12 protein-coding genes and 1 pseudogene are annotated in these 12564 nt (G+C 74.2%); 6 read left to right on the top strand and 7 right to left on the bottom strand.

The features are described 5' to 3' along the window. Window positions 1-47 precede the first annotated feature (47 nt). The 7 genes from Q0967_RS14190 to Q0967_RS14160 form a co-directional block, all read right to left on the bottom strand. Window positions 48-626, bottom strand: a complete 579-nt coding sequence (locus Q0967_RS14190; protein ID WP_298750916.1) for a YqgE/AlgH family protein — start codon at window positions 624-626, stop codon at window positions 48-50. Next, window positions 623-1000, bottom strand: coding sequence for a VanZ family protein (locus Q0967_RS14185; protein WP_298750915.1), 378 nt, complete (start codon window positions 998-1000; stop codon window positions 623-625). Before Q0967_RS14185 ends, Q0967_RS14190 begins: the two co-directional genes overlap by 4 nt. Window positions 1001-1044: 44 nt before the next feature. Continuing rightward, the gene (locus tag Q0967_RS14180; protein WP_298750914.1) at window positions 1045-2460 is read right to left on the bottom strand and encodes an NAD-dependent malic enzyme; all 1416 of its coding nucleotides are present in this window, start codon (window positions 2458-2460) and stop codon (window positions 1045-1047) included. A gap of 91 nt (window positions 2461-2551) precedes the next feature. After that, window positions 2552-4183 (bottom strand): ATP-binding cassette domain-containing protein, encoded by a 1632-nt coding sequence (locus Q0967_RS14175; protein WP_298750913.1) that lies wholly within the window; start codon window positions 4181-4183, stop codon window positions 2552-2554. Next, the gene (locus tag Q0967_RS14170) at window positions 4180-5058 is read right to left on the bottom strand and encodes an ABC transporter permease (RefSeq protein ID WP_298750912.1); all 879 of its coding nucleotides are present in this window, start codon (window positions 5056-5058) and stop codon (window positions 4180-4182) included. Before Q0967_RS14170 ends, Q0967_RS14175 begins: the two co-directional genes overlap by 4 nt. Next, window positions 5048-6070 carry an ABC transporter permease gene (locus Q0967_RS14165; RefSeq protein WP_298750911.1) on the bottom strand — a complete coding sequence of 341 codons (1023 nt, stop codon included), beginning with the start codon at window positions 6068-6070 and terminating at the stop codon, window positions 5048-5050. The genes Q0967_RS14170 and Q0967_RS14165 overlap by 11 nt, the downstream gene beginning before the upstream one ends. Continuing rightward, window positions 6049-7659, bottom strand: coding sequence for an ABC transporter substrate-binding protein (locus tag Q0967_RS14160; protein WP_298750910.1), 1611 nt, complete (start codon window positions 7657-7659; stop codon window positions 6049-6051). The genes Q0967_RS14165 and Q0967_RS14160 overlap by 22 nt, the downstream gene beginning before the upstream one ends. A gap of 65 nt (window positions 7660-7724) precedes the next feature. On the opposite strand from Q0967_RS14160, the gene trxA reads away from it, so the two are divergent. The 6 genes and pseudogenes from trxA to Q0967_RS14130 all read left to right on the top strand — a co-directional run bounded on the left by trxA (window position 7725) and on the right by Q0967_RS14130 (window position 12564). Further along, window positions 7725-8108 carry a thioredoxin gene (gene trxA / locus Q0967_RS14155; RefSeq protein ID WP_298750909.1) on the top strand — a complete coding sequence of 128 codons (384 nt, stop codon included), beginning with the start codon at window positions 7725-7727 and terminating at the stop codon, window positions 8106-8108. Window positions 8109-8271: 163 nt separating this feature from the next. After that, window positions 8272-8736: pseudogene (locus Q0967_RS14150) on the top strand (DUF1269 domain-containing protein); the annotation flags it as partial. Between the two features lie 82 nt (window positions 8737-8818). Beyond that, entirely contained in the window at window positions 8819-10282 is a 1464-nt protein-coding gene (locus Q0967_RS14145; protein ID WP_298750907.1) for an ATP-binding protein, read from the top strand. After that, the gene (locus tag Q0967_RS14140) at window positions 10279-10707 is read left to right on the top strand and encodes a DUF6325 family protein (protein ID WP_298750906.1); all 429 of its coding nucleotides are present in this window, start codon (window positions 10279-10281) and stop codon (window positions 10705-10707) included. Before Q0967_RS14145 ends, Q0967_RS14140 begins: the two co-directional genes overlap by 4 nt. Window positions 10708-10716: 9 nt before the next feature. Beyond that, window positions 10717-11058, top strand: a complete 342-nt coding sequence (locus Q0967_RS14135; RefSeq protein WP_298750905.1) for an SHOCT domain-containing protein — start codon at window positions 10717-10719, stop codon at window positions 11056-11058. A 300-nt stretch (window positions 11059-11358) separates the two neighbouring features. Further along, window positions 11359-12564, top strand: a complete 1206-nt coding sequence (locus tag Q0967_RS14130; RefSeq protein ID WP_298750904.1) for a M20/M25/M40 family metallo-hydrolase — start codon at window positions 11359-11361, stop codon at window positions 12562-12564.

The following is a 12564-nucleotide window of genomic DNA, read 5'->3' as shown; positions in this document are numbered from 1 at the left end:
ACCGGTGACACCCCGCCGGCGCGCGGCCGACCGCCGGCGACGCCCGGTCAGTTGCGCTCGGGGTGCTCGGTCCACGTGGTGAGGAAGGAGGCCGCCGAGCGCTGGCGCAGCAGCACCTCCCGCCAGAGGCCGGTGGTGTCCTCGCGGAAGGCGTCGCGCGGCTCGCGGGGCACGACCTCCCACGCGCCGTGCCGGATCTCGGAGTCGAGCTGGCCGGCGGACCAGCCGCTGTAGCCCACGAAGATCCGGAAGGCACCGAGCTCCGGCACCACCAGCGGCGCCGGGGCGTCCAGGTCGACCAGCCCGATCCCGCCGAAGAGCAGCTGGGTGCCCAGGGGCGGGTCCTCCGGCAGGTGCCCCGGCACGCTCACCAGGCCCATGGCCGTGTCACGACCCACCGGGCCGCCGCGGAAGAGCACCCCCGGGTCGGTGACGAAGGGCTGCCACTCCGGCAGCACCGCGTCGACGCCGGCCTCCATCGGCTGGTTGAGGACGAGCCCGTGGGCGCCGTCCTCGTCGTGGTGCAGGACGAGCACGACGGACCCGGCGAAAGGCTCTCCGGTCAGCGGGGTCGCCACGAGCAGCTGGCCGGTGACCTCGCCCCGCTCCTGGCGCGGCGGGCTCACGACTGCCGCCTCGTCGGCGTCGAGGTTTCGCCCATGTCCCCATCATGACCCCACCGACGCCTGGTCGTCGCGGCGACCCAGACACCGAGCGCCACGCCCAGGAGGTCCGCGACGGCGTCCAGCAGGTCGGCCTGCCGGCCCGGTGCGAGCAGCTGCTGCAGGGGCTCGCTCACGAGGGCGTGGAGCACGAGGACGGGCACCAGCCAGCGCGCCCGCAGCCACCAGGCCAGGGCTGCGGGGACGGCGAAGGCGAGGAGGTGGCCGACCTTGTCCAGACCGGGGACGCCGGCGGGCCCGGGCGCCTGCGGGGCGTAGAGCCCGTAGGCCTGGACGAGGAGCGAGACGAGCAGCGCGAACCACCCGAGCACCACCACGAGGTCCAGGCCGGGCGTCCGGTGCGGACCCCGCGGGCCGACCGTCAGCTCGTCGCCTCGCGCCGCGCCCGCGCGGCCTGCTCGACCGCCTGGGCGACCGCCTTGGTCGCCTTGGGGTTGAAGACGCTCGGGATGATGTAGGTGGGGTTGAGCTCGTCGGCGGTGACCACGTCGGCCAGCGCCGAGGCCGCGGCCAGGAGCATCTCGTCGTCGATGTGGTCGCTCGCGGCGTCGAGCAGCCCGCGGAAGACCCCCGGGAAGACCAGCACGTTGTTGATCTGGTTGGCGAAGTCGCTGCGCCCCGTGGCGACGACGGTGGCGTGCTGGCCCGCCTCGACGGGGTCGACCTCGGGCACCGGGTTGGCCATCGCGAAGACGACCGCGTCGTCGTTCATCCGGGCGATGTCCTCGCCCGTCAGGATGTTGCCCGCGGAGACCCCGATGAACACGTCCGCCCCGACGAGGGCCTCCTTGAGGGTGCCGGTCTCCAGGCCGCGGTTGGTCTGGCTGGCGATCCAGGCGAGGTTGCCGTTGTCGCCGCGCATGACGTCGGGCCGCCGCGGGTGGATGACCCCGTCGACATCGGCGACCAGCACGTCGGTGGCCCCGGCCTGCAGCAGCAGGCGGATGATCGCCGACCCGGCCGCACCCGCGCCGGACATGACGATCTTGACCGACCCGAGCTCCTTGTCGACCACCCGCAAGGAGTTCTTCAGGGCGGCCAGCGCGACGATCGCGGTGCCGTGCTGGTCGTCGTGGAAGACCGGGATGTCCAGCTCCCGGCGCAGCCGCGCCTCGATCTCGAAGCAGCGGGGGGCGGAGATGTCCTCGAGGTTGATGCCGGCGAAGCCGGGCGCGATCGCCTTGACGACGCGGACGATCTCGTCGCTGTCGTGGGCGTCGAGGCAGATGGGGAACGCGTCGATGTCCGCGAACCGCTTGAAGAGCGCGGCCTTGCCCTCCATGACCGGCATCGCCGCGAGCGGCCCGATGTCGCCCAGCCCCAGGACGGCCGAGCCGTCGGTGACGACGGCGACGGTGTTGCGCTTGATGGTGAGGCTGCGGGCGTCCTCGGGGTTCTCGGCGATGGCCTGGCAGATCTTGGCCACACCCGGGGTGTAGACCAGGGACAGGTCGTCGCGGTTGCGGATCGGCAGCTTGGACTTCACCTCCAGCTTGCCGCCCAGGTGAGCCAGGAAGGTGCGGTCGCTGACCCGCCCGATCTCCACCCCGTCGACCTCGCTGATGGCCTCGACGACCTCGGCGGCGTGGTCCGTGCCGTAGGTCGCGATGGTGAGGTCGGCCTGCAGCCGCTCGGTGCCCGAGTCGCTGATGTCGACCGCGGTCACCATGCCGCCAACGTGCGCGACCGCGGTGGTGATCTCGGAGACGGCGGTGACGCGGGCCGGCAGCTCGAGGCGGACGGTGATGGAGTTCGACACGGACGGGACAGGGCTCATGGCCCCATTGTGGCGCGTCCTCACCCGCGAGGAGTATGCAGCCCGCTCCCGGCGCGCCGCGGCCCGCCGGACGCCGGGGGACGGCTCCTGCTCACCACTCGACGACGACGTCGCACCAGGTGCGCAGGAGCTCCTCGTCGTGCGAGGCGACCAGCACCCCGCACCCGGTCGCGTGCTGGTGCTCGTGCACGGCCCGGACGACCGCCCGGGCGGTGGCCGCGTCGACCATGGAGGTCGGCTCGTCCAGCAGGAGGTAGTCGGCGTCCAGCGCCAGGGCCCGGGCGAGCACGGCCCGTTGGAGCTGTCCCCCGGACACCTCGTCCGGCCGGCGGCTCGCGAGCTCGGGGGCCAGGCCCACCCGGTCCAGCATCCGGGCGACCTCCGTGTCGTCACCGGTCCGCCCCACCAGCCGGGAGGGCTCGAGCAGGCTCCGCCCGAGGGTCCACCGGGGGTCGACACCCTGCCGCGGGTCCTGCGGCACGAAGGCGATGCGGCGGCGCACGGCGGCGGGCACGGCATACCCGGTGCCGCGGACCGGGCGCCCGTCCAGGCGGACCTGACCCTCGGAGGGCCGGTGCAGGAGCGCCAGCGTGCGCAGCAGCGTCGTCTTGCCGGCGCCGGAGGGTGCCATGAGGCCGGTCGTGCGGTCCGGTCGGACCTGCAGCGTCACGCCGCTGCGCACCAGCGTGCCCCGCCCTCGCCGCAGGGTGAGGTCGACGGCCCCGAGGCCGGGGCCCTCCCCGGTGCCGGGGTCCTCGGCGGAGGCCTGCAGCCCCGGGCCAGCAGGGGTGGTGTCCGGCCGTTGGGCGGCGGCGGCCGGCGGTCGGACCGCGGCGGCCTGCAGCCGCTGACCCGTCGTGGCGTGCGGGGCCATGCGGTGGCTGGCGCCGCGGGCCCGGGCGATCACCTCACCGACCGGCACGTCCGCGCCGCGGGAGCGCCCCCCGTCGAGCTCGATGACCGCGTCAGCGGCCTCCTCCGCCAGCCGCAGGTCGTGGGTCACGACGAGCACGGCCCGCCCCTCGTCGTGGGCCAGGGCCGCCAGCCCGTCCGCCGCGGCGCGGGCCCGGGGCCGGTCCAGGCCGGTCGTGGGCTCGTCGGCCAGCACCAGTCCCGGGTCCCCGAGCAGGGCCAGGGCGTTGGACACGCGCTGCGCCTGCCCGCCGGAGAGCTGGGAGGGCAGCCGACGGCGCCAGGCGGGGTCGACGTCGTGCCGGCGCATCACCTCCCCCACCACGGCCGGGACCCGCGAGGCCGGGACGTGGACCCGGGCCTTCTCGGTGAGGTGGTGGCCGACGGTGAGCACCGGGGTCATGGCACCCACCGGGGCCTGCGGCAGCCACGCCGCCACCCGGCCCCGCAGCCGCTCGCGCGCCGCTGCACCGGGGTCGACGAGGTCGACCGGTTCGGCCCCGTCCGCCTCCCACCATCCGTGCCCGCGCACCAGGGAGCCGGTCGGCAGCAGGCCCAGCAGGGCGGCCAGCAGCGTCGACTTGCCCGCTCCGCTGGGCCCGAGGAGCACGACGAGGCGACCGCGCGGCACCCGGAGGTCCACCAGCTCCAGCACCGTCTGGTGCCCACCCCGACCGTCGGGCAGAGCCACCCCCAGTCCGCTCACCCGCAGCCCGCCGGTCGGCCCCCCCTCGGGCGGGCCGCCCGGGCCGGCCGTCCGCGAGGCGGGCGGGCCGAGGTCCCGGCCCTCGGCATACCCCTGGCCGCTCACGAGCGTCCCCGGGAGGCCGGCCGCAGCCGTTCGCCGAGCGCGAAGACGGCCAGGCTCAGCGCCACGAGCAGCAGGCCGGGCAGCACGGCCGGCCACCAGTGCCCCGCGAGGACGGCCGTCCGCGACTGCTCGATGATGGTGCCGAGCGAGGCCTGGTCGTCGGGCAGCCCGAGCCCGAGGAAGCTCAGGGCCGACTCGTGCATGATCGCGTGCGGCACCATGAGCACGGTCGCCAGGACCACCCGGCCCAGGACGTGGGCCAGCAGGTGCCGCGAGAGCACCCACCACCGCCCGGCGCCCGCCCCGACGGCGGCCTCCACGAAGCCGGCGCCCTGCAGGGCGAGCAGCTCGGCCCGCACCAGCCGCGCGGTGGTCGTCCAGTGCGTGAGGGCCACGCTGAGGATCACGCTGCCCAGGGAGGGCCCGAGCAGGGCCACGATGACGATGCCCAGTACGAGGTGCGGCAGCGCGTTGACCGCGTCGACCAGCCGCATGAGCGCGCCGTCGACGACCCCGCGACCACGGGAGGCCAGCGAGCCGGCCAGCCCTCCCACGACCACCCCGACGACGCTGGAGACGAGGGCCGCCACCAGCCCGACCAGCAGCGACACCCGGGCACCCGCCAGGCTGCGGGTGAGCAGGTCGCGGCCCGCCTGGTCGGTCCCGAAGGGATGCTCGGCCGAGGGCGGCAGGAAGGCCTGCGAGAAGTCCGCCCGCTGGTCGGCCGCTCCCGCACCCAGCAGCAGGACGAGGACCACCAGGCCGCCGAGGGCGATCCACCAGGGCCCGGATCCGGCCCGCCGCACGACCCGTCGGGTGCCGGCCCACGGCCGGGACCGGGCGCCGGCGACCTCGCGCCACCCCTCAGCCGTCACGCTGGCCCACCCTGGGGTCGACGACGCGGTAGGCGACGTCCGCGGCGAGGTTGCCGAGCACCACCAGCACGGTCGTGAGGACGGTGAGGGCGGCGAGCAGCGGGAAGTCGAGGCGCAGCGCGGAGTCCACGGTCGCGCTCGCGACCCCGGGCCAGGAGAAGACGGTCTCGACGAGGACCGCCCCGGTGATGAGCTCGGGGACCCGCACGCCCAGGACCGTCACGAGGGGCAGCAGGGCGGGCCGGACGGCGTGCTGGCGCAGCAGCCGCGACGTCGCTATGCCGCGCGCCCAGCCCGCGCGCACCGGCACCCCGGCCAGGGCGTCACGGGTGGCGTCGCGGACGACCAGGCCGAACCACGGCAGCTGGGACAGGGCCAGGACGAGCACCGGCAGCACGGCGTGGCTGAGCACGTCGAGGGGCCGCACCGCCCCGGAGCCCGGCGACGTCGCGCCGCCGGTCGGCAGCCACCCGAGCCACACCGCGGAGACCCACACGGCGACCAGACCGAGCCAGAAGGGGGGCGCCGCCTGCAGGGAGAGCAGCCCGCCGCCCGCCAGCCGGTCGGCCCAGGAGCCGGGCCGGGTGCCGGCCAGCCCGCCGACCAGCACGCCCCCGAGCACGGCCAGCACCAGCGCCGCCGACATCAGGCCCAGCGTCCAGGGAAGCCGCTGCGCGATGACCGTGGCCACGGGTGCGCGCTGGCTGGAGGACGCGCCGAGGTCCCCCTGCAGGGCGTTGCCCCACCACGCGGCCCACTGCTGCACGGCACCGGTGTCGCCCACCCGGGCTCGCATCGCCTCGAGGGTCGGGCCGTCCATCGTCAGGGCACGCTCCCCCAGCGAGGCCAGGACGGGGTCGAAGGGGGTGCGCTGGGCCAGGGCGAACATCACGAGGGTGACGGCGGCCACCAGGACGGGCAGCAGCAGCAGCCGGCCGACGACGAGTCCGGTCAGCGGCGAGCGGGCCGGGTGGAGCCGTTCCCGCAGCCTCACCCGCCCGCGATCGTCCACGACGGGAGGTTCCACCAGGGTCCACCCTGCAGACCGTGCTCGTGCGGCTCGACGAGGGGCACGTCATACCCTTCCCAGGTGTCCGACTCGATGACGTAGTCGTGCTCGACGTAGGCCAGGAACACCCACGGCAGGTCCTGCGCGAGCTGCTCCTGCACCGTGGCGTAGGCCTCCACCCGCTCGGACTCCTCCTGCGCGGCCCGGCCCGCCTCGAGGGCCGCGTCCATCTCGGCGGAGTCGTAGCCTCCGGGGTTGTCGAAGCCCTGGAAGGCGCGGCTGGAGTGGAAGAGGGGGTAGGTCGACAGGTCGGCGTTATAGGGGTTGCCGCTGCCGTAGACGAGAGCGTCGCTGGCCATCCGCGGCTCGATCGCCTCCCAGCTCAGGCCCTCCGGCTCGACCTCGATGCCGAGCTCGGCGGCCTGGGCCTGCACGTCGAGGGCGACGTTCTGGCGCAGGGTGTCCCCCGCCGGGTACATCAGGGTGAAGGCGGCGCGCTGCCCGTCCTTCTCGCGGACCCCGTCGGCGCCCTCGACCCAGCCGGCCTCCTCGAGGCCCTGCTGCGCGGCGCCCGGGTCCACCTCGACCTCGACCACGTCCGAGTACTCGGGGGCCTCGGGCGGGATCGGCCCGTAGGCCGGGCGCCCGGCGCCGGCCAGGGCGCCGTCGACCAGCGCCTGCCGGTCCAGGCCCTGGTGCAGGGCCGCGCGGATGGCCGGGTCGCCGGTCACCTCGCCCTCCTCGGGCATCACCAGCGCGCGGAAGTCGGCCGTGTCCCGCCGCACCACGTCGTAGGCCCCGTCGTCCTCGAAGCGCCCCAGCGCCTGCGCCGGCAGCAGCGCGGCGTCGACCTCGCCGGAGGCCAGCCGGGCGGCGCGGGCCGCGTCGTCGTCGACGAACAGGAAGGTGGCCCTGGTGACCTCGGGCTGCTCGCCCCAGTAGTCGGGGTTGGCGGTGAGCGCCAGGCGCTCGCCCGCCCGGTAGCCGTCGACCTGGTAGGGGCCGGTGCCGACGACGTCCTCCGGCGAGGTCGCGTCCACCTGGCCCGCCGGGAGGATGCCGAGGGTGGTGGTGGTGACGAACGCGGACTGGGGGTGCGCCAGGGTGAAGCGGACGGTGCGCTCGTCCACGGCCTCGACCGACTCCAGGGCGGTGAGGTCCGCGGCCACGGGGGACCCGTTCTCCGGGTCCAGGGCCGCCTCGTAGGTCGCGACCACGTCCTGCGCCGTGAGCTCCTGCCCGTCGTGGAAGGTCACGCCGTCCCGGAGGGTGACGGTGTAGGTGAGGCCGTTCGCCGAGACCTCGGGCAGCTCCTGCGCCAGGACCGGCTCGGGCTCGAGGTCGGCGCCGAGCCGGACGAGCCCCTCCACGATCTTGCCGTCGCCCCACCGCGCGTAGCCCAGGACCGGGTTGAAGCTGTCCGGCTCCCCGCCCGTCGCGACGACGACCTCGGTCGCGCCGGAGGACGTGGCGGCGGCTCCCTCGTCGTCCCCGGACGGGGTCGTGGTCGGGTCGGTGCAGCCCGCGAGCAGCAGGCCGGCGACGACGGCGGAGGAGAGAGGGGCGGCATACCTGTTGCGAAGCGTTCGCATGTCGCGACGGTAGCAGGAGGTTGGGGGCATGGAAGAAGGCGAGCGGTGCCCGTGTTGGAACGCCCATGAGCACCGTAGACCTGACCGCAGACACCTTCGAGCAGACCGTCACCGGCAACGACATCGTGCTGGTCGACTGGTGGGCCGAGTGGTGCGGCCCGTGCAAGATGTTCGCCCCGAACTACGAGAAGGCCTCCGAGAAGTACGACGACGTCGTCTTCGGCAAGGTCGACACCGAGGACCAGCAGGCGCTCGCGCAGGGAGCGGGCATCAGCTCGATCCCCACGATCATGGCCTTCAAGGAGGGCGTGCTCGTCTTCCGCCAGGCCGGTGCGCTCCCGGCGCGCGACCTCGAGTCGGTCGTCGACCAGGTGCGCGAGCTCGACATGGACGAGGTGCGCGCCAAGCTCGCCGAGGCCGAGCAGGAGCAGGCGTCCCAGCAGTCCTGACCGGCTGACCGCCCGGGCGCCGGCGGGCGTCGTCCCGGGCCCTCGGAGGGCGTGGTGAGAATTCACCCCCTCATCTCTGGACGGGACGTCCGCTCGGTGCCGCTCAGCGCACGGACGGGGGTGCCACTCGGGCAGACCCGCTGGTGAGAAGAGGAAGTTGTTCATGGCGACCCTGACCGTGTGGAAGTTCAACGACCCGCAGCGTGCAGAGCAGATCCGCGCCCAGGTGATCGAGCTGCAGAAGAAGCAGCTCATCAAGGTCCACGACGCCGTCGTGGTCTCCTGGCCGGAGGACAAGAAGAAGCCGAAGACCCAGCAGGCCTTCTCCCCCACCGGAGCGGGGGCGTCGGGTGGCGCGTTCTGGGGTCTGCTCTTCGGCATCATCTTCTTCGTGCCGCTCTTCGGTATGGCGTTCGGCGCCGCCATGGGCGCGCTCTCCGGGTCGATGCGGGACTTCGGCATCAGCGACGAGTTCATCAACACCGTGCGCGAGAAGGTCACCCCCGGCACGTCGGCCCTGTTCCTCATGTCCAGCGACGGCGTGCGCGACCGGATCGCCGAGGAGCTGGGTGACCACCAGGGCGAGCTCATCGCCACCAACCTCAGCGTCGAGGACGAGGCCGCCGTGCGCGACCTGTTCGACTCGGAGGAGTCCGCGGCCGACAGCGGCGAGCAGCTGAGCCTGGCTCCCCCGGAGACAGATCATCGACATGAGCACGACCTCGAGCCCCCCCGACGAGACGTCCGCCGGGGGGGCCTCGACATACCTCGACTCCCCGGACGGCCGCTCCTTCCGGGTCCGGGGGTCCTGGACCCCACCACGGGTCGGTGACTTCCTGCACCTGGAGAGCGGCGGCTCGACGCTGCTCGGCCAGGTCGAGCGGTTGCAGGCCCTCGACCGGCGCGAGCACGTGGCCTCCGGGACCCTGGTGTCCGTCGACGGCCCTCCTCCGGCGCCGGTGCCCACCCCCGTCGAGGTGTCTCCGGCCTCCGACGAGGAGGTCGCGGCGGTCGTCTCCGGGTCGGACCGCCGGCTGCACGTGGGGAGGCTGCAGTCGATGCCCGAGGTCCCCCTCGGCCTCATCTCCCGCAAGCTGAACCGGCACACCTTCTGGTGCGGGCAGAGCGGATCGGGCAAGACCTACGCGCTCGGCGTCGTGCTCGAGCGCATCCTCGCGGCCACCGATCTGCCCGTCCTGGTCCTCGACCCCAACAGCGACTTCGTGCACCTGCACACCACGGTGCCCACGGCCGACCCGGCGGAGTCGCGCGAGCTCGCCGACCGGGACGTCCAGGTCCTGCGCCCCGACAGCGACGAGCACCCGCTGCGGATCCGGTTCACCGACCTCAGCGCCCGGGCCAAGGCCGCGGTGCTGCGCCTGGACCCCATCATCGACCGGGTGGAGTACAACGCGCTCCTGCAGCTCGCGGCGTCGTTCGAGGAGCGCAACCTCGTCGACGTCCTCCCCACCCTGCGCGAGGCGGGCACGCCCGAGGCGGTGATGCTGGCCCAGCGCCTGGAGAACCTCGGGCTGCTGGACTGGCGCACCGTCTGGTCGGACCACACCACCTCGGCCACGGACGTCCTCGACCGCCGTCCGGCGGCGACCGTGCTCGACCTCGGCGGCTACGACGAGCAGGAGGAGCAGCTCGCGGTGGCCCTGGGCGTGCTGGACCACCTCTGGCAGCGACGCTCGCAACGGCGCCCGCTGCTCATCGTCGTCGACGAGGCCCACAACCTGTGCCCGCCGCAGGCCGACACGCCGCTGGGCGTCGCGGTGCGTGACCGGCTGGTGCAGATCGCGGCGGAGGGCCGCAAGTACGGCCTCTGGCTGCTGGTCTCCACGCAACGACCGTCCAAGGTGCACCCCGGGATCGTCACCCAGTGCGACAACCTGACCCTCATGCGGATGACCTCGCGCTCGGACCTCGAGCAGCTGGCGAGCATCTTCGGACACGTGCCGGAGGACATGCTGCGGCGGGCCGCGCAGTTCCGGCTGGGCGAGGCGCTCGTCGCCGGCACCTTCGTCCCCCGGCCGAGCCTCGTGCGGATGCGGGACCGGGTGACCGAGCAGGGCGGCTCCGACGTGTCCGTACCCCTGCGGGAGGACCCGGCGGTAAGGTCGAGGTCTCAGTCGCATCACCCCCTCACGGACGAAGGAACGGTGTCATGAGTCGGTTCAGCTATGGTCCCGTCGAGCTGCACCTCGTGGGGTTCGGCACCGGTGAGCCAGACCCTCAGTCCGTGGGGGGGCTCCGCGAGCTCGTCGACAGCGGCCTGCTCCGGCTCCTGGACGTCGTCGTGGTCTCCCGGTCCGAGAGCGGCGAGCTCACGACGCAGGAGCCCGGCGAGGGGTCGCAGGACTGGGGGCTCGGTGACCTGGAGCCGGTCGAGACCGGTCTGACCGGCGACGAGGACATCGAGGAGCTCGCGGCCTCGCTGGACCCCGGGACCTCCGGGCTGGTGGTCGCCTTCGAGCTCGTCTACGCCCGGACGCTGGCGGAGCGGCTCGCCGCGGCGGGCGGGTCCGTGCTGCGCACCGAGCGGATCCCCGCTCCGGTCGTCAACGAGCTGCTCGACGCAGCCGCACAGGAGTAGGAGAGCCACATGCCCATCCGTCGAGTCGGTCGTCCCGGCCTCATCGGTCTCGCTGCCCGCACCGCCGTGGTCGCCGGCACCGCCCAGGCCGTGAGCGGTGGCATGGCCCGCAACCAGCAGGCGCGGGCGCAGCAGGCCGCTCAGCAGCAGGAGTACGCCGACTACCAGCAGCGGGCGCAGATGGAGGCGGCAGCCCAGGCTGCGGCGACCCAGTACGCCGCGCCCGCGCCTCCCCCACCTGCTCAGCCGACCGACCTCATCGGCGAGCTCCAGAAGCTCGCCGCCCTCCAGCAGGCCGGCGTGCTCACCGACGCGGAGTTCGCGGCCGCGAAGGCCAAGCTGCTGTCCTGACGAGGGCGGGTGTCCTGCCGCGGTCCCTGCGCCGGAAGGTGGCCCTGGCCCCGGCCGAATCGTCCTGAACACCCCACCGATGGATGCCGTGCGCGGTCGTGGCCCTCACAGGGCCACCGGCGCACACACGTCGCCGCTCAGCCCTCGGCCAGGGTCAGCGTCCCGCCCGCACTGGCGGCCCCGTTCATGATGGCAACCCGGCCCGGACCTCGGCATCGTCGGATCCGCCGAAGATTGTCCGAGGTTTTGGTCGTATCGCCCATTGAACCCGCGGCGCTCGCCGCTCTAGCGTGGCGCAGTGTGAACACCGCACCCGACTCCTCCCGACCGCTGCTGGCCGCAGCCGACGCGCTGGTGCCGGACCTCCTGGCGGACCTGCGCCGGCTCGTGGAGGTGGAGTCGCCGTCCGCGGACCTCGCTGCCGTGGCCCGGGGCGCCGCCGTGGTGGCCGACGTCGTCGAGGAGCGGCTCGGTCGCCGCCCGGAGACGGTCGTCGAGCACGGGGTCACGCACCTCCTGCTGCGCCTCGGTGGTCCGACGCGGGTCCTGCTGCTGTGCCACCAGGACACCGTGTGGCCTGTCGGCACCCTGGAGCGGATCCCCTGGTCGCACCAGGACGGGGTCGTGCGCGGCCCGGGGACCTTCGACATGCTGACCGGTCTGGTGATGGCGGTGCACGCCTGCGCGCTGCTCCAGGAGAGATCCGGGCCGCAGGCCCTGGACGGTGTCACCCTGCTGGTCACCGGTGACGAGGAGGTCGGCTCCGCGCACTCGCGGGAGCTCATCCTGCAGACCGCGCAGGGGGCGGCCGGCGTCCTCGTCCTGGAGGCCTCCGCCGACGGCGGGGCCGTCAAGGTGGCCCGCAAGGGCGCCAGCCGCTACCGCCTCGAGCTGCAGGGGGTGGCCGCGCACGCGGGGCTGGACCCGAAGCGCGGCGTCAGCGCCCTGCTCGAGCTCGCGGCGCAGCTGCCCGGCATCCTCGAGCTGGCGGACCCGGAGCAGGGCACCACCGTCACCCCCACCACCTTCGCGGGAGGGACCACCACCAACACGGTGCCCGCCGCGGCCACCCTCGACATCGACGTGCGCGCAGGGTCGGCCGCCGAGCTGGACCGCGTGCACACCGGGCTGCACGCCCTGCGAGCCCGCCAGGAGGGTGCGCAGGTGCGCACCGTCGGGGAGATCAACCGCTACCCCATGGAGCGGCACCACAGCGACGACCTCTGGCGCAGGTATGCCGACGTCTGCACCTCGCTGGGGCTGTCCGTCCCTGACGCAGTCGCCGTCGGCGGCGCCTCCGACGGCAACTTCACCGCGGCTGCCGGGATCCCGACCCTGGACGGCCTGGGAGCGGTCGGTGGGGGAGCCCACGCCGAGCACGAGCACGTGCTCGTCGACCAGATCGCGCCCCGGACCGCGGTCCTGGCCAGGCTCGTCGGGCAGCTGCGCGACGCGGCGCCCGTCCCGGGCGGGGCCGCCGCGGCACCCGGACCGGAGGCGGACTGA

Origin of the sequence: uncultured Serinicoccus sp. (assembly GCF_947500995.1) — a bacterium.
Lineage (GTDB): Bacteria > Actinomycetota > Actinomycetes > Actinomycetales > Dermatophilaceae > Ornithinicoccus.
Note: the sequence above shows the minus strand (reverse complement) of the source record. Positions and strands in the feature narration are given on the sequence as shown.